The sequence below is a fragment of the Paenibacillus sp. MAEPY2 genome, from assembly GCF_000499205.1.
GTDB lineage: Bacteria > Bacillota > Bacilli > Paenibacillales > Paenibacillaceae > Paenibacillus > Paenibacillus vandeheii.
Genome location: NZ_AWUK01000020.1, coordinates 42,776 through 66,557 on the forward strand (window position 1 = coordinate 42,776; position 23,782 = coordinate 66,557).

General features: G+C 47.3%; 20 protein-coding genes. 3 read left to right on the forward strand and 17 right to left on the reverse strand.

Annotation, left to right across the window (positions count from 1 at the left end):
• Positions 1-4: 4 nt before the first annotated feature.
• The 13 genes from P364_RS0117040 to P364_RS0117100 all read right to left on the reverse strand — a co-directional run bounded on the left by P364_RS0117040 (position 5) and on the right by P364_RS0117100 (position 15,330).
• A complete protein-coding gene (locus P364_RS0117040) occupies positions 5-1,465 on the reverse strand; it encodes an alpha/beta hydrolase family protein (RefSeq protein WP_024631295.1) in 1,461 nt (486 codons plus the stop codon).
• A 268-nt stretch (positions 1,466-1,733) separates the two neighbouring features.
• Entirely contained in the window at positions 1,734-3,113 is a 1,380-nt protein-coding gene (locus P364_RS0117045) for an amino acid permease (protein ID WP_024631296.1), read from the reverse strand.
• 143 nt (positions 3,114-3,256) lie between these two features.
• Positions 3,257-3,778, reverse strand: a complete 522-nt coding sequence (locus P364_RS0117050) for a GNAT family N-acetyltransferase (protein ID WP_024631297.1) — start codon at positions 3,776-3,778, stop codon at positions 3,257-3,259.
• Positions 3,775-4,983, reverse strand: a complete 1,209-nt coding sequence (locus P364_RS0117055; RefSeq protein ID WP_024631298.1) for a Gfo/Idh/MocA family oxidoreductase — start codon at positions 4,981-4,983, stop codon at positions 3,775-3,777. The genes P364_RS0117050 and P364_RS0117055 overlap by 4 nt, the downstream gene beginning before the upstream one ends.
• Positions 4,980-5,834 (reverse strand): metallophosphoesterase family protein, encoded by an 855-nt coding sequence (locus tag P364_RS0117060; RefSeq protein ID WP_024631299.1) that lies wholly within the window; start codon positions 5,832-5,834, stop codon positions 4,980-4,982. The genes P364_RS0117055 and P364_RS0117060 overlap by 4 nt, the downstream gene beginning before the upstream one ends.
• A 14-nt stretch (positions 5,835-5,848) precedes the next feature.
• Positions 5,849-6,628: a carbohydrate ABC transporter permease gene (locus tag P364_RS0117065; RefSeq protein ID WP_029881046.1), complete on the reverse strand. Its 780-nt coding sequence runs from the start codon at positions 6,626-6,628 to the stop codon at positions 5,849-5,851.
• A 152-nt stretch (positions 6,629-6,780) separates the two neighbouring features.
• Positions 6,781-7,671, reverse strand: coding sequence for a carbohydrate ABC transporter permease (locus P364_RS0117070; protein ID WP_024631301.1), 891 nt, complete (start codon positions 7,669-7,671; stop codon positions 6,781-6,783).
• Positions 7,672-7,801: 130 nt separating this feature from the next.
• On the reverse strand, positions 7,802-9,169 hold the full coding sequence (locus P364_RS0117075) for an ABC transporter substrate-binding protein (protein WP_024631302.1): 1,368 nt from the start codon (positions 9,167-9,169) through the stop codon (positions 7,802-7,804).
• Positions 9,170-9,211: 42 nt separating this feature from the next.
• Positions 9,212-10,078 (reverse strand): DUF6923 family protein, encoded by an 867-nt coding sequence (locus P364_RS36235; RefSeq protein WP_024631303.1) that lies wholly within the window; start codon positions 10,076-10,078, stop codon positions 9,212-9,214.
• A 172-nt stretch (positions 10,079-10,250) separates the two neighbouring features.
• Positions 10,251-11,102 carry a helix-turn-helix domain-containing protein gene (locus P364_RS35415; RefSeq protein WP_024631304.1) on the reverse strand — a complete coding sequence of 284 codons (852 nt, stop codon included), beginning with the start codon at positions 11,100-11,102 and terminating at the stop codon, positions 10,251-10,253.
• Between the two features lie 175 nt (positions 11,103-11,277).
• The gene (locus P364_RS0117090) at positions 11,278-12,630 is read right to left on the reverse strand and encodes a sensor histidine kinase (RefSeq protein ID WP_024631305.1); all 1,353 of its coding nucleotides are present in this window, start codon (positions 12,628-12,630) and stop codon (positions 11,278-11,280) included.
• Positions 12,627-13,301: a response regulator transcription factor gene (locus P364_RS0117095; RefSeq protein WP_024631306.1), complete on the reverse strand. Its 675-nt coding sequence runs from the start codon at positions 13,299-13,301 to the stop codon at positions 12,627-12,629. Before P364_RS0117095 ends, P364_RS0117090 begins: the two co-directional genes overlap by 4 nt.
• 55 nt (positions 13,302-13,356) lie before the next feature.
• The gene (locus tag P364_RS0117100) at positions 13,357-15,330 is read right to left on the reverse strand and encodes a serine hydrolase domain-containing protein (RefSeq protein ID WP_024631307.1); all 1,974 of its coding nucleotides are present in this window, start codon (positions 15,328-15,330) and stop codon (positions 13,357-13,359) included.
• A 228-nt stretch (positions 15,331-15,558) separates the two neighbouring features.
• Here P364_RS0117100 and P364_RS38610 point away from each other — a divergent pair, with 228 nt between their 5' ends.
• Complete coding sequence (locus P364_RS38610; RefSeq protein WP_328285961.1) at positions 15,559-15,864, forward strand: DUF6713 family protein; 306 nt, start codon at positions 15,559-15,561, stop codon at positions 15,862-15,864.
• A 135-nt stretch (positions 15,865-15,999) separates the two neighbouring features.
• Complete coding sequence (locus tag P364_RS0117110; protein WP_024631309.1) at positions 16,000-16,989, forward strand: DUF4003 family protein; 990 nt, start codon at positions 16,000-16,002, stop codon at positions 16,987-16,989.
• A gap of 89 nt (positions 16,990-17,078) precedes the next feature.
• On the opposite strand, the gene P364_RS0117115 is transcribed toward P364_RS0117110, so the two are convergent.
• From P364_RS0117115 to P364_RS0117125, 3 genes are all read right to left on the reverse strand, one after another.
• Positions 17,079-18,071: a phosphotransferase gene (locus P364_RS0117115; protein WP_024631310.1), complete on the reverse strand. Its 993-nt coding sequence runs from the start codon at positions 18,069-18,071 to the stop codon at positions 17,079-17,081.
• Between the two features lie 166 nt (positions 18,072-18,237).
• Positions 18,238-20,013 carry a SulP family inorganic anion transporter gene (locus P364_RS0117120; RefSeq protein ID WP_024631311.1) on the reverse strand — a complete coding sequence of 592 codons (1,776 nt, stop codon included), beginning with the start codon at positions 20,011-20,013 and terminating at the stop codon, positions 18,238-18,240.
• A 170-nt stretch (positions 20,014-20,183) separates the two neighbouring features.
• Complete coding sequence (locus P364_RS0117125; RefSeq protein WP_024631312.1) at positions 20,184-20,513, reverse strand: ArsR/SmtB family transcription factor; 330 nt, start codon at positions 20,511-20,513, stop codon at positions 20,184-20,186.
• Positions 20,514-21,048: 535 nt separating this feature from the next.
• Between P364_RS0117125 and P364_RS0117130 the strand changes: the two genes are divergently transcribed.
• Entirely contained in the window at positions 21,049-22,389 is a 1,341-nt protein-coding gene (locus tag P364_RS0117130) for a lytic polysaccharide monooxygenase (protein ID WP_024631313.1), read from the forward strand.
• Positions 22,390-22,650: 261 nt separating this feature from the next.
• Here P364_RS0117130 and P364_RS0117135 read toward each other — a convergent pair whose 3' ends face one another.
• Entirely contained in the window at positions 22,651-23,496 is an 846-nt protein-coding gene (locus P364_RS0117135; RefSeq protein ID WP_024631314.1) for a GNAT family N-acetyltransferase, read from the reverse strand.
• Between the last annotated feature and the right edge of the window lie 286 nt (positions 23,497-23,782).

Below are 23,782 nucleotides of genomic sequence, written 5' to 3' on the forward strand. Positions count from 1 at the left end.
TTGCTCAGCCTTTTTTCAATGAATAGGATGTATGTTCTCCTACTTCACTGTCTAACTGGAGCGGTTGTCCTTTCAGATAGTGGTTGAAGAAATCGATCGTTGTATCGTTCACGATTTGGTGGGCTCCCTTTGCATCTACACCCTGTGACCATTCGAGAATAGGAGATATCAGATAGAGGTCCGAGAAGCTCAGATGTTTGGTCTGATTCAGCTCCATCCAGTAGTTCCCTCCTGCGGTCATCGGTTCATAACGGGTATATACTTCTTCGTAGTATTTCTCTGCTTCCGGGCGGGTCGTACCCATAGCTGCAATCTCATCGTCACTCATGACACTTGTGCCCGCAACAGTCGTGTCTGCACTCATCATCAGGAACGGTTTGCCAACGCCTGCTGTCGGTATGCGTTTCTCCCCAAACAATACGCCGTCCATGTTCATGCCTGCTTTGATACGAGGATCATCCATCAGCATCTGTACCGTTGTTGCCCCGCCAAACGAATGTCCAAACATGCCGATGTTATCCAGATCCATATGACCGTTAAAACGCCCGTTTGGATCAGTTGCCGCCAGCTTTTCCACTTCATCCAGCACAAATTGCGCATCCTTCACCCATGTCTCGTTGAGCTTGTCCATATAACTGAATTGCAGCTGATCGAAGCCTTCCTTTCCCTCGGATTCAAACTGCGCCACACGCCCATCCGGGAACACAGAGACCAGACTGCTGTACGTATGATTAATGCCCACAACAATATAACCTTGGCTGACCAGCTGCTCCACCTGGAACGTATTTTGATTTTCATAGCCATGCAGACCATGAGAGAAAAGGATGACCGGATACTTGGCCTCCACATCAGATAATGATGCCTCCTGAATGGCATGGGTTTTAACTTGACTCAGGCTTGAAAATAAAAGCTTTGGCAGCTTCAGCACATCATTAAAGGCTGTCGCATAGACCTTCGGATCATTCACATAAGGAGCTGTTTTTCCCTTGGTGTCTTTATCCGTCGGATACCAAATCTGCACCATCAGCTCCCTTTTGTCCCCGGCTGTACTCGTCAGCAGTTCCTCCCGGCTCTCATCCGTCCAGTCATAGGAAACCGTACCGATCCCGTAAGAACCCGTTGGTGTATCAAACGAAAATACCGGGAACAGAAGTGGAAGCCCGATGGTCACGACTGCATATACCAATACGAACAGGGATGTTCCGATGACTCGCACACGTCCGAATTTCCGCTCCACGGTTGACTTCGACCTCTTAGCGATTAACACAATCAGTGGAACCAGTGTGAGCAGATACGCCGGAATCATGGGCCACCGCAGGCCCACGACCAACCCATGAAACAGTAATAACGCACCCGATATGACCAAACCTCCCCATACCATGTTCCGGGATTTATTCCTCCACCCAATCAACCACACCAGCATTACGACATTGAAAATAAGATAAATCCATTCTAGTGTCCTCATCTGTCCTTGCCCCCTTCTCTGCCACAATTGAATTTGAGCTATATCGTGCAGCAGCTCTTCTATTACCAATCATAAAACCTCCAGTAACAGGAGATTCAAGCCTCAATTTTGAAAAACAAAAAAAAGCACTCCCTGCATCACACTGGATCTCCCGAAGGATTCCCATGTGTACAAGGAATGCACGTATGATGTTAAGATATAAGCAGACTAGGGAAATTTATACACCTTGCCACTACGAGTGCCGCACCATCTTATCTTTGAGCTGAGGCTAGTGATCTTCGCCCGCATCTACCCGCTGTCTGTTCCCTATGCCAAATACGAAATATCCGATCACAACGATCGCCATAAATGTAGCCCCGACAATCAGCGGTAATCGCGTATCCGGGTTAAATGCCATACCGATAATAACGAGCGTCAGATATACGATGATGATGTAGTTGCTGATCGGGAACCATTTGGACTTAAAGGTGTGGTCTCCCATCTCGTTGCCCCAACGCTTACGAAATCTGAATTGACTAAAAGCAAGTGCGAACCACGGAACCATTCCCGGAAGAACACTTGCACTGTAGATGTACAGGAAGAGCTTCGAATCCGGCATAAGGTAGTTCAGCACTACACCGATCAGCAGCAAAGAAATCGTGATGATAATACTGTTGCGGGGAACCCCGCCTTTGGACAGCTTCTTGAAAAAGGCCGGTGCCTGTCCATTCTCCGCAAGCGTATAAAGCATCCGTCCTGCACTATAAATCCCACTGTTACATCCTGACATCGCGGCAGTGAGTACAACAAAGTTGATAATGCCCGCAGCGGCTACAATCCCGACTTTGGCAAAGGTCAGTACAAACGGACTTCCCGTTTCTCCGACTTCATTCCAAGGATACAATGTCACGATGACAAAGATCGCCCCGACGTAAAAAATGAGAATACGCCACACGATGTTTTTGATCGCTTTACGCAGCGTAACCTTCGGATTCTCCGCTTCGCCTGCCGTAATTCCGACCATTTCGACGCCCTGATAAGCAGCCGTTACGATACACAGGGCAAATAAAAATCCTTTTAGACCCCCGGGGAAAAATCCTCCATGGCTTACCAAATTCGACAGACCAATTGGCTCACCACCATTACCCAGACCGAAGAAGATCAGCCCGGTTCCGATTACAATCATGAAGACAATCGCTGTCACCTTGATTAAGGCAAACCAGAACTCAAACTCGCCGTAAAACTTCACCGCTGCCAAATTCGCCGCCGCAATAATAAGTACGCCAACCAAGGCAGGCAGCCATTGTGGTATATCCGGGAACCAATAACCCACATAGATTCCAATTGCCGTCACTTCCGCCATACCCACCGTAACCCAGAGGAACCAGTAGCTCCAGGCAGTCAGGAATCCGGCAAGCGGGCTAATATATTTATGAGCAAATGTGGCAAACGAACCCGTCACTGGCTCCTGTATCAGCATTTCCCCCATAATCCGCATGACAAAAAAGATAATGATCCCAGCCAGCAAATAGGCTAACAGCACCGAAGGACCTGCCCACTTGATCGTACTTGCCGATCCCATAAACAATCCAACGCCGATGGTGCCCCCAAGTGCAATCAGTTCAACGTGCCTGGGCTTTAGCCCTCTAGATAGTTGCTTTGATTCCAAACGACATTCCCCTTTTCGTGTGTACATCTTACGGTTGTAAGGTTACAACTCCACATTCGCATTACCGCAATGCAGAATTACTTCACCAAATTGTACGAGATGCGTCAGAAAAATACAACAAGGAATGTAAGGAAGCGGATTCATTAACTCATCAGTTCGTTGAATATCCTTTCCCAGCGACCACTATGCTCTTCCTCCACAAGTAAAGGAACAAACCCCAACCGGAGATAAATAGAAATGGCCGGGAGCCTGAAGTCATCGGTTTCAAGCAGGGCTGCTTGTTTGCCCTCTTCTCTCATCCGGTGCAAGGCAGCCAGGGCGATGGTATACCCCAGTCCCTTCCCTGAATGTCCCGGCAGAGCGCCGACCATATGCAAATATCCACAGTTGATATCGGCATCCTCTTTCTCCCAAGCTACAGCAGTGGCGACAGCAAGTCCCTCATAACAGAGAAACAGAATCTTCTCCGGCATAAATGGCGGCTGGAAACCAATCTTGTCGCCGAAGGCAATTTCCCTCGCAAAGGAAATGCGGATCACATGCTCCCATTCTGTAACATCTCCGGGGTGAAATGATCTGAGCTTGTAACCTTCCGGTATGTCCAGCTGCGGCAGATCCGCCAACGTTTCCTTTTTCATGACCAGCTTGGAGCGTTCATCCCTCATCCTTCAGAGCCCGCCTTTCCTCTAAAATCCGGAAATGTCACGGTGTTCCCGCCCAACTTCACGGATTCCATGGAAAGGAAGAAAACCGAGCTCCAGGTCACGGCGTCATATACATCAACCAGCGGACTTCGATCTTCCTGAATGGCGGAGATGAACTCCTCCAGCACCAGAAAATCACCCCCGCCATGCTTCGTTCCGGCAGCCAGATGGCCCCACTGCTTCCACTTTGGATGGTCGTATTCCGGCTGATAACGGGACATCTCCTCCCACATTTCCGAGCCATCCTCCCCATTGACCGGAGAGCGGTCCTGGAGCCATACGAGGTCTTCCTCATATGGATGGCGCGCTGACAAATAAGCGCCTTTGGTTCCCTGCAGCATATAATGCGTTTTATTATGGGGCCGGACGGAAACCCAATCGACACGCAGCGTAATTAGAACGCCCTTCTCGGTCTTCAGGGCGGCAACGGCTGAATCCCCTTGGCTCCAGTAGCCTTCACGGGCAGCCGGGTGATCCTTGCCAAATTGCTCACTGAAATAATTCTGAAGCGCTCGCGGTTCAGAGACTTGCGCGGAAATGCTTTTAAGCCGATCGCCTCCGGGTTTATTCAGTGCAATCCATTGTGCGGCAGGTCCAATGGAATGTGTCGGATAATTGACTCCGTTGTAATTCTGGTGAAGCTGACCCCGCCAGGTTAGCGAGCCGTTCGGATGATGAATCAGATGGCGCAAATCATGAATATAGCCCCCCTCCACATGGGTGATCTCACCGAATAGACCTTGCTGCGCCATATGATTAACCGTCAGGTTGGACCTGGAGAAGCAGTAGTTTTCCGACATCATATATTTCAATCCCGTACGCTCTACCGTCTCGACCAATTCCCAGGCTTCCTCAAGCGACTGTACCGCGATGACCTCACTTAACACATGCTTGCCTGCGTTCAGCGCATCAATTGAATGCCGAGCATGCATATGCATCGGGCTGATCACGAATACTGCATCAATAGAAGCATCCTGCAGCATTTCCGAATAGTCACTGTACGTCCTGATTCCTGGAAAAATCCCCTTCCACTGCTCCAGCACCAATTCATTCAAATCACAAGTAGCCGTCAAATCTATACGGTCAGCCAGAGAATGCAAGGCATTCAAAAAGCTTGCCCCCCGGTTGCCCCCGACAATCGCCAGCCTGACCCGCTTGCGGCTCATGGCGTCATCTCTTTCTTGCCAGACGATAACGTAAAGATCAATTCTGTTGAATCATGGTCGCCTTTGGCATCAGGATGCGGCTCATAATCATACAACCCTTTGACAAACGTCCTCGCCAGTTCCTGATAGTGCGTGCCTTGCAGTTCAACCGTATGTATGCTCATCTGCTGGTCCTGAAGGTTGACGAGCACCACAGCAGGAATATCCGGCACGGCCGCGATTTGTACAAAATGCCACTGGTCTCGCTGGATGACAGACTGAACATGATTGTGTCCGTTAAAGTAAATGCCCTGACCCTGATGCTCCTTCAGGACAGACCATAGGTCGAGTTCCGGATCAAAAGACATCATCGGCTCTGTCGATCTTGCCGTTGTATCGTATACAGGATGATGGGCAAATACGAGCAGCGTTTTCTGTCCATACTTGTTCATCTGCCCGCGCAGCCAATCCATCTGTTCTTCATCCATCATGCCGCCCCAGTGGTCGGGATTCTCGCGGGCAGTATCCAGCACCAGCAGGACCGCCTCTTCTTCTTCAATGGCCAGATAACGCTTCTGTCCGGTTGTGGCTTCAAGCTCGGCCTTGGAACAGGCATGGGTGTCATGGTTGCCCAGTGCGTACAGAAATCTCCGTTGCGGTAGCGCCTTTTGAACTTTGCTCATAATAAAATTGAATTCCAAAGGTTCACCGGCATGTGTCAGGTCACCAATAGATATATGATAGTCAGCCGAGAAGTCCAGAAATTCTGCCAAATACTTTGTATAAAAAGCATCCCTTGCCTCAATCATCTGGGCATCTGCATCAACTAACAGAGCAGGATAATGCAAATCCCCCATTACAATCAATCTCATCCTCGATCTCTCCCTTATCCTTTGATGCCCGAATGCATAAAACTGCTGATGAACTGCCGCTGGAACACCAGAAAGCCAATCAGCATCGGCGCCGTCACGATCAGCGTAGCTGCACTGACATCCGTCCACTGCGCACCTGCTTCGGTTGATTTCGCAAACATGGCCAGCCCTACCGTCAGCAGACGATTCTCCGGGGAGTTCGTCACGATGAGCGGCCAGAGAAAGTCATTCCAATGAAAGCTGATGGAAACGATCGCAAACGAAAGGTAGACGGGCTTTGACAGCGGCATGTAAATCCGAAGCAAAATGCCGAGTGAGGAACAGCCCTCCACACGCGCAGCTTCCTCCAGCTCGTTGGGAAGCTGCTTGAAGGCTTGCCTTAGCAGAAAAACGCCGAAGGCAGAGGCGAAATAAGGCAGCATAACCCCGATCTTAGTATCCAGCAGTCCCAACTCGTTAATGATCTGATAATTGGAGAAAATGAGAACATCTGCCGGCACCATAATCTGCACAAGAAAGAGCATGAATAAAATATTTCGTCCCACAAACGCAACTCGTGCGAACGCATACGCTGCCAGTGTCAATGTGAAAATCTGAACCGCGAAGATCCCTGCGGTCACCAGCAACGTATTCCACATGTATTGTCCGAACGGTGCCCCTTCCCATACCCGACTAAAATTATCCAGCGTAAATTGCCAGGACCAGCCGGCACCAATGGAAGCCTCTCTGGGAAGAAAGGCATTGCGCACCATCCACATCAGCGGAATCAGCCACACGGCAGCAAACAATAGCATGATTGTATGCCAAACGACTTGTCCGGCGATCCGGCGGCGGCGTGCGGATTGGAACTTCCTGTCCAGCGACAGGTTGTCCTTCTTCTTCATCGTTTTGACGGACAAGGACAGGTCGGCTGTATTCTTCATGATTGTCCATCCCCCTCCACATTTTACTGATAATGAATCTTACGTTCCCATCCGGCAAACTGAAGACAGGATATAATCAGGAGCAGAACGATCATTACCACGGTCATGGCAGCTGCCATCCCCTGGTCATTGTAACTAAAGGTCGTCTCATAGATGTAATACAGCAGCAGACTGCTGGCATGATCCGGCCCTCCCTTGGTCATCATCCACAGATGATCCACCCATTTGAACGCATTTGTGATCGCCACAACAGTGACAAACAGCGTCGTAGGCATCGTTAGTGGAATGGTGATTCGCAGCTGCTGCGTCCACGCACTGATTCCGTCTACCGAGGCGGACTCGTATAAATCTTTCGGAATTTGCTGCATACCAGCCAGATAAAAGATCATGAAGTATCCCGCTTCCTTCCAGACGGTCATTACGATCAGCGAGCCCAGCACCGTATCCGGATTGCCGAGCAGATTCACCTCACTGCCTGCGAACCAGGAAGCAAACCGGGCAAATAAACCAAACTGAGGCATATAAAGAAACAGCCAAATGCTCGCAGCGGCGATCATTGGAATCATATTCGGGTAGAAAAAAGCAACTCGGACCAAGCTTTTGCCACGGATCGCTTTATCTGCAAATAATGCCATGACAAAGGCCAGCGCCATAGACACAGGAACTGTACCCATAGCAAACCAAATATTATTTTTGAACACTTCAACAAAGATAGGATCATGCAGCAAAGCTTTATAGTTGTCCATTCCGACAAATACGGGAGTGCGAACAGCCAAATTCTGCTCAAACAGACTGAGCCATGCCGATTTAAGCATCGGATAATAAGTGAACATGCCAAGAAACAGAAGAGATGGCAGTACAAGCGCCCACCCAAACCCATTGCGCCTAAGCTTCTCGTTCCAGCGGGTATTCATGCCCTAACTCCCCCTTATACATTCTGCGCTTTGCTTTTCCATTCGCCGCTTATAAAGAGGTATGGGCGGGAGGCATATGAATGGCTTCCCGCCAGGCTCTCTTCATACTGAACACATGAATGCAGCAGCTTTATTTGTTAAAAGGAGCGAGCACACGATCCGCCTCTTCTTGCGCGGCCTTCAATGCTCCGGCCGCATCAATTTTGCCAGCCAGCGCGGATTGAATCTGGTTCGTCAAAGCCGAAGACACCTTGCCATGGTTATGTGTGGATAATTCTCTGAACGCATACTGCAGCTGGTCGCGGGCAACGAGTGCCTGCGGAAAGCCATCGGTATAGGTCTTCATTGCTTCCGTATTATAGGCCGATTCGCGCACCCCAACATAACCGGATGACGAACTGAACAGTGCAGCCTGCTCAGGCGCAGTCATAAACTTGGTGAATTCCCAGGCTGCTGCCTGTTTCTCGGGAGTCGTATCCTTGAAAATATACAGGTTTCCCCCACCCGTAGGTGATCCGTATTGCTTATTAGCGGGTGCGAAGGCTACACCGAAGTCGAATTTGGCATTGGTTTTCACATTCGTCAGATTGCCGCTGGTGTGCATCATCATAGCCGTTTTGCCTTCAATAAAGTCAGTTGGCGTAGCCGCCCAATCAATAACTCCCTCAGGCATTACCTTGAACTTACGGGACAAATCAAGCCAAAATTGCAGAGCCTCAACGTTTTCCGGCGTATTGAAATTGGCCTTCCTGCCATCGTTGCCCATAATGCTCTGCTTGGGATCGCTCGCATTCTGTCGGGCAAGCATCTGGAACATCCAGTAGGAATCGTCATTGCCCGGAATCTCCAGCCCCGTATGTCCATCACGATTCAGCTTCCCGGCATATTCCACCAACTCATCCCAATTGGTCGGCGGCTTATTCGGGTCAAGCCCGGCTGCCTTAAACATGTCTTTGTTGTAGTAAAGAATGATCGTGCTTCGCTGGAACGGTATGCTGTAGGTATGCCCATCCGCTTGGGTATCCTCCACGAAGGCCGGATAGAAGTCATCCTTGTTGTAATCCGCATCCTTGGCAATAAAATCATCGAGTGGAATAATCGCTTCCGTGTCCAGCATGCTGTACAGCTCGGTGGACATCATTACAGCCACATCCGGCGGCTGGCTGGCTTGAACGCCTGCCTGAATTTTGATCGTATTATCTCCGTAGTTTCCGGTATAGACCGGCTTAACTTTAATATCAGGAAACTTATCCATAAAAGAATTCGTCATTCCGTCTATAACCTTGGTGAGCGGACCACCGACGTTGACCGGATAATAAAACGAGATTTCAACCGGCTCCTTGGATGTCTCAACTGAAGCGTTACCGGCTTCAGTTGTTGAAGTCGCTGTAGCTGTTCCCGCCTTTGAATCCGCTTCACTGGCCCCTCCCTGACCGCAGCCGGTCAACATGAACGTTAACCCAAGCGCAATCAGCATCATTCTACCCTGCTTTAGCATGTATTTTCTCCCCTCATATGTGCAGAGCTTTTACGGCCCTGATTAAAATGCGTAATGTCTGAAATTCATGCTTACACGGTTCGAGCCTACATCAAGGATATGCAGGACCGCACCATCTGCCGTGGGAAGTACCGTGATGCCTTGCGCTTCATTGCTGCTTCCAAGATTCCGGTCAAAGGCCAGCGTGACAGCTCCGGTTTCCGGATCAATCCGGTAGACGGATTTTTGCGAATTGTTATCGGAAGAAGCGTACAACGCACCGTTATACATCTCTGCACCTTGAATGCGATCAATAGTCTGACTAAGCGGTACCGTTTTGATGAGGCTCATGTCACTGAGACGAAATACATTCAGTACCGGCGCATTGTTCCATTGGGCTGTGTAGACTTGGCCGCGAGCGGCATCGACCGCTACCCAGGGCACTCCTCCGGGATGAAGGTTCAGCGGAAGTTCATAAGAGATTCCGGTGTATTGAAGGGTCGAGGCATTATAAACGGCAATGTAAGGATGCTCGTATTTCTTGCTGTCTTCGATCGGAGCATAGATCAACCCGTTGTAATACGAAATGTCGCCAATGTGATCACCGCCCTTTAGAGCTATCTCAGCGGGGATGGCAACTGTATTTCGCGCCTGCACCGTCTTGCCGTCCAGTGCCGTCTTGAGCAGACCAAGCTGGGAGTTAAAAATCCATGAGTTTCCGTCTGTTGTGACGCCTTGGCCGCGCTCAAAGGCATCGGTAAGCCAAAAAGTCTGCTTGGACACCTCATGCCAGGATTCGGCTGCCTGTTGAGCGGCTACTGCATAATCCGCAGCTTCAGCCGCGACGGGGACCGACCATGCACCAGATGTTAAAGAACCTGCAAGCAAGACTCCAGCACAGACCCAACCAGACACTTTGTTCAGTTTCATTTATGGACTCCTCCTGAATTGTGGGCCTGCTTCTATAGTGGCTCGTCCATTATAGAAGCAGTAACCTCCGTTTTAGCCAGCAGAACTCACTGCCCGCTTGGCTTAAACATATTGTAGCGTTCAGGCTAAGGACGTCTGTTGGACAAAATGCTGTTTTTATTGAACAAAACAATCATTTTAGAATAATCCGGTTTGCAGAGACCTCGTTCATATACTGTTTGGGCGTCGTTCCAGCGATTCGCTTGAACATTCTGGTGAAGTGGCCCTGGTCCGAGAAGCCGGCCCGGTCTGCAATTTCCTTCAAACCGTATTCTCCCTTGCTGATTAGCAGCTTGGAATATTCAATCCGCAAGCGAATCAGATAATGATGGGGTGTATGCCCCGTCTGCTGTTTGAACAGCCGAATATAATGGGACAGGCTGAGGGCAGCCCGGTCGGCCAGCTCCTGAATGGAGAGCTCCGCCTCCAGATTTTCTTTCATATATTCAATGGACTGATAGATTTCCTGATTGGTAGTCATTCTGGAGGGCGTACTCCCCGTGCATACCTGGGAATAGTGGTTCAGGAGATGCAAGGTGAGCATATTGGAGAGTGAATCACTGTAAATTTTCCCTTGTCTGCCGCCATTCTGTAGCTCTTCGAGCAGCCAGAGGCCTAGTTGCAGCAGCTTGGGGTCCTTGACATAATACTTTAGCTGCAACTGAATAAACCCTTCCTTCAGCAATCCTGATTCGCGCGCGATGTGCTCCAGATAAGAAGGGGGAATTTCAATTTGCAAAAAATATAGTGAAGCCTTTCCCCAGGAACAAAGAACGGGTTCTCCTGCAGGAAGGATATGAATGGTGTAGTAATTCTCATAATAAGCCGAACAATGGATACCAATCTGATGTTTCGTTCCGGTAAGCCCCCCGGCAGCATGCTGAGGACTGGGCCACCGTGCCACCTGCAGATGATCCCATCCAAGGGCTTGGCTTGTGAGTACAGGTTTGCTGTCGGCCGGATACACTCTTTCGATTGTTCTCATCCTATCACCCCTTTTCACCACGTTAGCAACCTACTATGCGGGATGTATAAACTGTGGGTAAAAGAGTTCACTATTTTGAATGTGAAGCGGCACTGTTACATTTGATTTGACGATCTGTCTTACAAAACAGGCTGCCAACAAATGAATGTTAGCAGCCCTGAATTTTTCTTTACTTTTATCCTGAAGGCAGATGAACCATCACCGTCGTACCTTCACCCACCTGACTATTGATTTCGACAGTTCCCTGATGCAGTGTCACTATTTTCTTGACGGTCGCGAGACCCAGACCGTTACCGCTAATGCTGCGGTTTCGCGACAGGTCTGTTTTATAAAATCGATCAAACACATAACCCAGCTGCTCTTGCGCTATTCCAATGCCCGTATCCGTAATCGTGAAGAGAATTTCATTCGTTAACTGGTCCGTGCGTATATGAATATGCCCACCTGCAGGCGTAAACTTCATGCTGTTCCCCAGCAGATTCATCCAAACCTGGTTAAGCTGGTCCCGATCCGCTGTAACTTGAATCGTATCTGTAAGTTCCAGATGAACCTGAATATTTTTGGCGGACCACTGCGGCTCGCAGGTCACGATAATTTGCCGAATCTGCTCATCAAGATGATATGTGGTGGCTTCGAATGGATGATGATCCGAGTCCAGCGATGCAAGCTCCAGCAGATTATCGCTAAGTCTGGATAGCCGTCCACTCTCCGTAATAATAATATCGAGGTAATAATTACGATCAGCCTCCGCGACCAAGCTACTGTTTTTCATCGCCATGGCAAAACCGGAAATGGATGTGAGCGGGGTTTGTATCTCATGAGATACACTGGAAACAAAATCCTGTCTCATCTGTTCCAGCTGTTTAAGCTCACTCGCCATTTCATTAAAACTGTGCGTCAAAGCCCCTATTTCATCCACACGTTTCGTTTGGATTTCCACGTCAAAATCACCCTTCGCCAGCCGCTTGGTTGCCCGTGTCAATACCTGGATCGGTTTCACCAAGTACCTTGCAGCAATAAGAATACAGAGGCTTCCGATCAACAGTGCGAGTAATAATATCAGGAAGACCATCCGATTAATGATATTTTCGTTCTGCGGGGAATATTGCATAAACACGGCGTGTGACTCCCCCTGGAATGGAAAAGGAATGCCGATAAAGGTCTGATCCACCTCAGCCGGAGATCGATAGACGTGGCCCTGCAGCACCATTTGAACCACCTCTGGTGCAATATGAACCGTATCCGTATTGTCCAGATCATAGTACGTTGCGTTGCCGGAAGCGTCATATAGATGAATGGGATAGGTGGATACCTTCACCATACTTTGGATGAAAGCATCCCTGTCCTCAGGTTGCGTTTGCTCATAGAGATGTATCATCTCCTCCCCTGCTGCAATCATATCGTTCTGTCCGATATGATTAACTTCTTTTTTGAACAGGAAGAGCCCCAGGAAGAAAGAGGTCAGCAGGCTGAAGATGATGACGACCAAAAACGTGCAAATAATCCGAACATATAAGGTTTTGATCATGTGATCACTAACCGGTAGCCCAAGCTGCGGGCCGTTTCAATCTGAAAATGGTGTGCATCGCCAGCGAATTTTTCCCTTAATCGCTTAATGTGAACATCAACCGTCCGGTCATCCCCTTCATAGTCGCTCCCCCAGATCTTCGTAATTAACTGTTCTCGGGTAAAAATCTGTCCAGGCTGGTTCGCCAGCATGAACAACAATTCGAATTCCTTTAAAGGCAGATTGAGCGTGTCCTCTCCCCGGATCACTTGAAAGCTGCGGCGATTTAGCAGAATGCCACCTAGCTGTATGGTTTGGGAGGAGACAATCAGATACCTTTTCAGCAAGGCTTTGACTCTCATCACAAGCTCCAGAGGATCGAAAGGCTTCGTCAAATAATCGTCTGTTCCAAGCTGGAATCCCTTTACTTTCTGAGCCGATTCCCCCTTCACTGTAACCATTAAGAGCGGCATATTCAGATCCATGCGCCGGATCTCCCTGCATAGTTCCCAACCATCCAATCGTGGCATCATAATATCGAGAATGACCAGATCAATTTGGGATTTCTCAACAATCTCCAGTGCTTCCGCACCGTCTTTAGCCACTACGATCTCAAATCCCTCATTCCGCAAAAACAAGGTAATTAGCTCCCGAATATGCACATCGTCATCCACGACAAGGATTTGGGTCATATGAAATGCAGGCCTCCCATATCTTTCTTCTCCTCTTCCACACTGGGTGGAGGGTTCAACCAAAATGCCAGCCTAACAGATTCCAATGATAGAAAAATAAACACAAGGTTACTGCTGCTAGGGCTACGAACGTATAGTGCGCACGCTTCGGTAAAGTCCAATAGCGGTTCTTCCATGCCAGGATATTCATCGTTACGATTGCCAGACACAATCCCACAAGAATCAGAGGCATGAATAGGTAAAGACGCAAAGATAGTGGAATGTGGCTGAGTCGATCGATCAAATCCATGTTCATCACCAGAAATGCTCCGCCCAGGGTCATCAATGACCAAATAGACGTCATGACAGACAGCCGGACTGCCCATTTCTGCACCCTTGGCATCGCATTGATTTTGCGACTGCGATAAATCGCTCCCAGCAATACGGTAATGAACAGAACCGCGGAAATACCGAGCAATGGGAGCCAGAACTTCGATTGATTCATCAATGGCGCGGGTTCCAGAGGCATTGGATTCAACATATCCAGAAACAGATACGTGACCTTGCCCTCTTTATCCGTACGGAACCCCATCTGATGTGTGCCTCCGACCTCCTGGAATAAATTCACGCCAATCGGAGTGTATACTTGCTGGTCTGCACCACTTCCAATAAAGAGCCGGTTATCCGAAACCTCAATATTGATCTGAGTCAGAAAACTGAAAAACGTATCGACCTTCGTGTGATTACGACGTGTAAATTGATAGGAACCTGCATATTTCTCCAGAGGCTCCCCTAATTCAATAGAGGTTGCAGCAGGCTGCTTACCCGTCTGGGCAGGATAGTAACGATTAAAAAAGGCTTGCGCCAACCCTCCCGCTGCCGTTCCACCTTCCCCTCCACTATAGGAAACAAAGATACCCATTTGTTTGTCCGGTACAAGATAAAGATCTGTATTAAACAGCTCGTCGGCCCCTGCATGAGAGATCACACGCAATCCATTCATATTCAACTCGTAAAAGCCCAGATCCATGGCGGGTAAACGTTCGTCAAACTGGAATGCCGGGGAATGCATAAGCCTGGCGGTTTCCGGCTTGAGAATTTGCTTATCCTCATATCGCCCGTACTGTAGATGGGCAATCATGAAATGAGTCATATCGTTCGCTGAGACACTGCCTGATCCCGCAGGCCGGAAGCCTCCCTCAAACGTTGGCCGCTTTGTTACAAACTCGCCATTGGCTCGGGCGTATCCGAGCACCGCATAAGGCTCCAAAGACGCTGGAACAGGCTCCTCTACCGTAGCATAATTCATGTTCAGCGGATCAAATATATTTTTTTGTATATAGTCATTGTAGGCCACACCACTAACTTCTTCGACGATAAGTCCCGCGAGTGATGCTCCATAATTGGAATACGCCAGCATCTCGCCTGGAGGCTTAACCCTTGCAGGCATGTGCTTCGCCATGGTTTCAGCAATAGAGACGGGGAGTTTCTCCGGATCGGTAGTGATCTGATAACCTACACCGCCTTCCTCGAAGCCTGCGGTATGGGTCATGAGATGGCGTAACGTAATCGACTCCGCATAGGTTTTCGGTATTTTCACCGTTTTTAGATAGGTGTTGACGTCTGTATCGAGATCAAGCTTTCCCTCCTCGACCAATTGCATCACAGCGGTCCATGTGAACAACTTTGTTGTCGAAGCGATACGAAACAAGCTGGTTTGGGGATCAACGGGTTTATTTTTTTCGATGTCGGAATGTCCGTACCCTTTGGAGAGCAGAATCTTTCCATCCTTTACAATCGAAATGACTGCGCCCGGAATTTGTAAGGAGTTCATTTGTACATCCATAATTCCATCAATGAACGCTGTTAGTTGAGCTTTGTTATCCAGGTTCGCAGCAGCTCTCTGATCCAATTTACCGGAATTCAATCCGGGAGCAGATACCGCAGCCGCTACGGGTGACATTGTCCCTAACCCCATTGCTCCTAATGTAATGCATAACAACACCAGTACCATCATTTTGCCAAAAATCTTCCTTATCGACGATGACATAATCAACCTCCATCACTCCGCATATTTTTTAATAAAGGTTCCTCTTGCCTTCTTTCGAGAGCATATCAAGAACGTATGAACGGAGCGTGAACCTTTTTGTCATTCTTTGCCAAAGAGGATTAGCTTCAGTAAGATAGAGGAAGATTGTATTAGAAAAGGAGAATGGGAATGCCAGACTTGTTACTAGTCTTATTTTTGTTTAATTTATCTTTATTTCTTCTGCACGAAATGGATGCCATTAGACGATCCGAATGGAAATTGTTTATCGTGCTGAAAGACATGGAAGATGAGAAGGCCTATAAATTCTTCACATTCGTTCACCTGCCACTTTACACCGTCATCCTCTCCCTGCTTTTCAGCTCTTACCAGATGATTACGTTCTGGGTACTGGATATATTTTTCATCATTCATGCGGCACTGCACCTATTTTTCGAGAAGCACCCTCGTAATGAATTTAAGAATACATATTCCAGATCATTTATTTACCCCATGGGGATAATTGGGGCCGTTCATTTGTTAGCTTTATTAATGTAATAGCATCAGATCGTACATCAAGAAATAAGAAATCTTATGACCGTTTGCCAGGTACATCAAATAAAGTCGCTGTGTAAGCATATGCATTTATAGTAGACTGGGGAGAAAAGGTCCAATCATTCGGGAGGTCTGCTTATGCAAGAGCAACATGCAGCACGAGTCGAACTATTCGTTTCCAACAATCAGATCATCAAAAAATCATTCAAGTGGCAAAATGTGATGATGCACCGTCTGGCGGCCCTGCTATATGCAGCGGAAAATAAACAAGCCGATGGCGATGCCATCCGTCAAAGCCATGAATTGATCAAGCAAAACACGAATCTCTTTTCGGTCTTTCGGGGAAATTCGGCGATTAGCATCGCCACCATGCTCTCGCTTACGACAGAACAGGAAACAAAACTGGCAGATACCCTTCTGATCTATGATCTGATGAAAAAGAACAAATTTCGCACATCTGATTATCTGGTCATTGCGGCCTATCAGATTGCGGCTCACGCGAAGCCGGACCAGTTCGAGCATAGGGTGGAACGAACCAAAACATTTTACGATCACATGAAAGCCCAGCACCGCTTTCTTACTGGACAGGACGATTATATTTTCGCTGCCATGCTGGCCCTTTCCGATCTTGACGTGGAATCCGGTGTAACTCGTATGGAGCACCTCTATACTGAACTCAAACCTGAGTTCTCGCCGGGGAATAGCGTGCAGGCATTAACGCAGGTGCTGGTCTTAGGGGATGACAATCCGGACGCGGGAGCTCGTGTACTCGCATTAAACGAAGCATTCCGCAGGCGGGATATACGAATGGACAAAATGTACACTCTGCCCTCCCTGGGGATACTCTCCCTGCTGCCTGCTGACCGTGATACGCTCGTAGATCAAGTCGCGGAGACCTACGACTGGTTGCGTACACAGAAAGGCTTTGGTGCCTGGTCGATTAACAAACAGGAATTGCTGCTGCTCTCGTCTTCGCTGGTGGCAGTGCAATATGTGGAGGATCTGCGAAACGGCGTTCTGACCACGGCTATCTCCACTAGCATCACCAACATTATCATTGCCCAACAGGCGGCCATGGCCGCTGCTGCAACATCGGCTGCCGTCGTTGCTTCGTCCTCATCCAGCTAGAGGTCCTGAAGTATTCATACAAAATAAAAAGGCCCTCTGGTACCCTCCAGAAGGCCTTCTTCACTTGAATACATCGTTGCTGTTAGTTACTAATCCCCCACGATACCCGTGCCACGAAACTCCTCAATGAAACTATTCAGCCAATCCGAACCATAATCCAGCGCCCCCATATCACTCTCAATAAAAGCAACATCCAGACCCATAACCCAAAATCTGCGAGCAATAATGAATAAATCTACGGCCTCTTCATCTTGTGTAGAGAAGCTTCGAATGGAACGATAGCCATTCATGAGCGCAGTCCATAACGCTACCTTTTGCTCACCAGACTGTCTCTTCCGAGCCTTCACCTGTGCCAGGTCGTAGGAACGCCAGCCTTTAGCCGCCCACTCAAAGTCATAATGGATAAACTGACTGTCCTGTTGAAAAGCGTTATTGTTTCCATGCATATCACCATGACACAGCCCTGTATCCAAACCTTGTTTGGTAGCGACGACGATGCGTTCTTTTAACTCTCTGGCAAACTTATGTAGAAATGTTGATGCTTCATTTTTCTCACCGATGTAGTTAATGATTCGTTCAAGAGGCTCGTCAATTAGAAACTTCGTATCCAACTCATATCGTGGCAGCTCTGCAACCGCGTGATCCATGGCGTTATGCAATTCAGCGGCAGATTGACCAAATTTGTAACATGACTCTTCATCCTCAAGATTATTCTCCGTCCCCTCGATGTAGCGAAACATTACGGCCATTCGTCTGCCTTCTGCGGCATCCAGTACGGTATATCCGCTGCGATCTTTCTTCTCGATGTACTCTCCAATATCGGTGTGTACAGATGAACCTAGAATGCCCTTTAATTGAGATAACAGGGATAGTTCGTAACGTACGTCGTTTTCCGTAATTTCAGAACGGTAGACACGAAGAATATACATGCCAGTAGATGTACGTACCCGGTAGGTATCATTTAACCCCCTCAGCCAAAACAAACATTCTTCCCAAGTTCCGATTTCATACTGATCCCTCAATGCAAACTCCAGATATTTAGGGTTGAGCACTGAACGCAAAGCAGTCGGTTGATTAAACATATGTATGCTCCTTATGTTTGATATGATCTTTACTCTAGTTACAAAATAAATAAATCTCTCATCTATCAACCTATAATATAGTATATTTTTCATTTATTTTCCAGAATGTATATTTTATTAAAAGAATAGACCCTCTCCCCCTAACGTTCCATTCCTATTCAGCGGATTATACAAGGCTATTTGCCTTGGTTCGTATCCCCGGCTCCAGCACTCCTTTACGCTCAGGAAGAGCCCCTGCGCTCGACAATGTGGCACATTCACGAAAGGCAAAATGTTTGCATCCCAAGCATTTCTGATGATCCAGATGTAATAAAGCATAATCGATGGCCTCACCTGTATGCTCAAACATATGGTCAGGAGCTATTCGTTCAGCCAAACCCGTTCTTTTCAGCATCTCCATCGGCTGGGCCTGGATTCCAGAAAATAGAACTATTCCGTTGGATTGCTCAAAATGTTTCAATATACTGGCCAAATTGGATTCACCTGTGGTGTCGATAAAGGGGACTTTACTCATGCGCAACAGTAAAATGCCTGGCCGCCGATGAATTGAATCCATGACCGATTTCTCAAACGTGTCCGCTGCTCCAAAAAATAATGGACCTTCAATCGTATACATGCTCATTTGAGGACAGTCATGACCGTCATGGACCATGTGAGCCATGACTTTTTCGTGTTTATGATCGGGATCAGGCAGCACTTTGGCAACCTTCAACATCTCACTCATGCGCTTCACAAATAACAGAACAGCCAGAATCAATCCAACCTCTACAGCCGTTGTTAAACTTGTAAATACAGTTAGCAAAAAGGTGATGAGTAACACGAGCGAATCACTTGTTCTCGTTTTTAACACATGTATGAACGATCTCCGTTCACTCATATTCCAGGCAACCATCATCAGGACTGGAGCCATACTGGCAAGTGGAATATGCGAAGCATACGGTGCGAATAGAACAAGTACCAGCAGGACCACTACACCATGAATAACCCCCGACAATGGTGATACAGCCCCGGATTTAATATTCGTAGCCGTACGCGCAATCGCCCCTGTTGCAGGAATACCCCCAAATAGTGGTGTCACCATATTAGCGATTCCCTGTCCAATCAGCTCCCGATTGCTGTTATGACGACTTCCAGTCATGCCATCGGCAACAACAGCAGACAGCAACGATTCGATTCCGCCCAACATGGCGATAACAAAGGCTGGTTGTAGCAAGTTCACAATTCGCTCCCAAGTGATCTCCGGCACTTGAAACTGAGGCAAGTAGCTTGGTATGGCGCCAAAGGACGATCCAATCGTAGCAACCTGGCCTTCAAAAAAGAACGCTGCGACTACCGTCGATAGTACCAGCCCGACCAGTGATGCAGGCACCTTTGGTGCAAATCTCGGCACAAGCAGAATTACAGCCAGACAACTGCCTGCTGTCAGCAAGCTGTATATATTAACGGTTGAGATATGCATCCCGATCTCCTTCATGTTGGACCAAAAATCTTCATGTTTCTCAATCCCGCTCAGTCCCAGAAAGTTAGCAATCTGCCCACTGAAAATAATGACGGCGATACCAGTGGTAAAACCGATGGTCACTGGCCGAGGTATAAATTTGATTAACACACCGAGCTTCAATAGCCCCATTAGTACCAGCATTATTCCAGCCATAATCCCGGCAATCAATAAATTTTCATATCCGTACTGCATCACGATTGCGAAGAGAATCGGAATAAATGCGCCTGTCGGCCCGCCAATCTGGAACTTGGACCCACCCAGTAAGGAAATGAGAATCCCTGCAATAATTGTCGTGTACAAGCCATACTCCGGCTTAACTCCGGAAGCGATGGCAAATGCCATTCCCAGCGGAATTGCAATAATGCCCACAATCAACCCTGACAACAAATCCTTGCGAAAAGCGGGTGCATTGTATCCTGCAAATCTCCCCATCCATTTCATCTAGTTTAACCTTCTTTTCTTTATATATTTGAATATTTGAATATAATAAAAAGACTACTCCCAAGGATGGCCCCTGTCAATCGTAATGCTCACTTTTGCCAACCAGATCATAACGCAAAAAAACAAGAAGTTCCCTGCACTTGCCTCCCGGTTCCCCTTGTTTATTGTGTTTAAGTATCTTTTCGAATGTCTTCAAGCATCGAAATGGCGTCGACCAGATGATTATCAAAAATCTGCTTGGCGACTGTCAGCAGGTCCTTGATTAGAGGGTCACGAAGTGAGTAGATAACCGTGGTTCCTTCCTTGATTCCCTGGACAACGTTTTTACTGCGTAACACAGCCAACTGTTGTGAAACGGCGGAGCCTTCTGATCCGAGAATACTTTGCAACTCATTGACGTTTTTCGCTCCATCACTAAGCAACTCCAGAATTTGTATCCGCATCGGGTGCGCCAGTGCTTTGAAAAAATCAGCTTTGAACTGTTGAATGCTTTGATTCATACGTAATACCCCTTTATTCAAACTTTTGAATGTATGAATATAATATCACACATAAGTCAACAAGAGCAGTAAGCCAACACGATGAGCAAGTGTCATTTTCCTGCCTTGACCTTGAAGTATACTTCAGACTTTTTATCCAAAAATGAATCATGTCTTTGTGCTTTATCCTATTCCTGAAGCCAAGAATGTAGATCGCAAAATCATTGATATTATTAAAATCGTTGTTTTTGATGTCCTTATATCCATTTTCGTTTATAGCAAATTAACTTATCGATCCAGTCGGAAATAAAGGCCTTTGTGGAGAGATGATCTCTCCGCAAAGGCCTTTTGTATGTACTACCCAAGTGTTGAATAACTGGATAATCGTTGGAATTTATCCTTGTTCAGCGAATGTGCGTCCTTTACAATAACTTTATAAATTCCCGTATATCGATTTCTTCATTCAACAATATCCATATATGGTATAGCACTTCCTTGATTACGATATAAGCTCTTACTTGAGTTTATATAAAAAAATGATACAGGAGGCTATCTAATGTTCAGATTCATTTTACCGTCTTCCAAGCTAGTATTGATTTGCTGTCTGCTGGTGCTTTCAACGGTGAGCATGCTGTTCAACAGTCCAAAGGCATTGTCACATGGCTACGTAGAAGGGCCGGCAAGCCGCGCTGCACTGTGTGCTTCGGGAGTCAATCAGGATTGCGGCAGTATCGTGTATGAGCCCCAAAGTCTTGAAGCGCCTAAGGGCTTCCCTGGTGCTGGACCTACGGACGGCCATATTGCAAGCGCTAACGGTGTGTTCCCTAAGCTCGATGAGCAATCCGCTACGCGTTGGTCGAAAGTGAATATGTCTAGTGGCAGTAATACGTTTACTTGGAAGCTAACAGCTAACCATTCAACAGCAAGCTGGAAATATTATATTACCAAAACGAACTGGAATCCGAATGCACCACTATCCCGTGATTCGTTTGACCTGACACCGTTCTGTTCCGTTGCCTATGACGGTAAGCAACCTCCGTTTAGTTACACCAACTCTTGCAACGTACCCGAACGTAGTGGTTATCATGTGATTCTAGCTGTCTGGGAGGTTGCGGATACTCCCAACGCCTTCTATAATGTCATCGACGTGAACTTCGCTGGGACGAATCCGGTTGACAATGTAGCTCCAACACCTCCAGCTTCCCTTGTGTCGACTGCAATTGCAGCTACGAGCACATCCTTATCCTGGAAGGCTTCAACAGATAATGTAGGGGTAACAGGGTATAAAATTTATAACGGGACTACCTTGGTAGGGAATGTGTCCGGCACAACTACAAGCTATACGGTAACGGGGCTGACAGCAAATACAGCCTACACCTTCACTGTCAAAGCAGTCGACGCAGCAGGCAACGAATCTGCAGCCAGTAATTCTGTAAGCGTTACCACAACTGCACCTCCTGCTAATGACACTACCGCACCGACATCTCCAGGCGGGCTGCATGTGATGGGAACACCGACCGCATCCAGCATCCAGCTGATGTGGACGGCATCCACGGATAATGTAGGAGTGACAGGGTATAAAATTTACAACGGCTCTACTTTAGTTACAACGACATCCGGGACGGCAACGTCCTATACAGTAACCAATCTTGAAGCGAACACGACCTACAACTTTTCGGTTTATGCTGTTGACGCGGCAGGCAACCAATCAGCTGCAAGCACGGTCAGCGGTAAAACAGCCGCAGCTTCAACTGCACCTGCATGGGCAACCAACACCCAATACACAGTGGGTACCATCGTCAGCTACAATGGTTTGACGTACAAATGCCTCCTTACACACAAGTCTCAAGTGGATTGGATCCCATCGGCAACACCAACCCTCTGGCAATTGCAATAACGGGATTGACTGAGGATTTAAAAGAATTCCATATAGATCCTGATTATAACCACCAGCCGGTCCATTTCCATTGGACCGGCTTTATTACATCATGCAAAATAAGACGCTTTCGGAAGGATTCCCGAAACGTCTTATTACTTGCTTTTTAAGTTCCAGAAAATATGAGTGAATCTTGGTATCCTACAGCCTTATCGCTAACCTCATACGTCCATCTTCCATGAACGACTGAACGACTGACTTAACGCTGAAATGGCGATCACGTTATAATTCCAAGAGCATTTCATACTGGCCAACATGATACGCAAAGCCTGATTTGACCAGGAAATCTTCCATCGGTTTCAGATGAGATTCCACATTGAGGACACTGATCCCAGGAGATTCTGTGCGTCGGACCATCTCTGTCAGGATGCTGCTTGCAATACCTTTGCCCCGGTAATTTTGGCTTACTCCGAGCTGTGGAATATCACCTGTTTTTTTATCTATAATGCCATAGCCAACAATGCTGTGATCCTGACGTGCAACCACATAGATAAAAGCTTCCGGCACAGCGTAGATGGAATCAATTGAATTTTGCCAGGAGGGCTCCACATCCCAAAATTCCTTGAACTGCTCCAGATCGATTCTCTCCACACATTCCACCGTGCAGGTCGTTTGCGGTATAAATTTATCTTTTTGCAACTGAAAACATGAGAATTCCCTTTGAATTTTGAAGTTTTGTTTACTGTAAAGCTGAACTGCAGATTCGTTGGATTGGATGACTTCCAACAAATATTGCTCTACATTTTTTTCTTTTAGCAGCATTTTTATATTCAAGAGCAGATCGCTTGTTATACCCTGCCGTCTGTATTCTTTTACAACACCTGTCCCCATGTCGTATGCAGTTGCCTTACCATTCCAGTTTCGAAGTCCATTGATAACAAATCCGACCATTCTCTCATCCTTAAAGGCCCCCATAGATATTTCGGGATGATAACCCCTTCGTTGGAGCATTTGTTGAAACTTCAAAAAAGGCAAATCCATTTTAACCTGGTAATCGGAGAACGCATCCACAAACGCTTCGTGAAGTGTTTCCAAACTTATCTTGTCCAACATTTTATAACTGTACATCAGGGCACTCTCTCCTTTAAAAAGATGAAAGCAATAACATATTAGGGCTCATGATCTCCTGCCCTTATTTAAATATCCTACTAAATAATGTTAACACTATACAGTAAGATCCGCACTATAAACGTTATAGAATAAGAACAACCGAGCAAAAGTTAGGAATAAAATTGTGATTTCGATCCGTTTATTCAGTTAGTGGAAAATGTTCAAATGCTTTGCTTTATAAAATGTTCATGAGTAAAATTCCTTTTAACTAAAATAGACCGCTCCCTGGTTAAGGAATACGGTC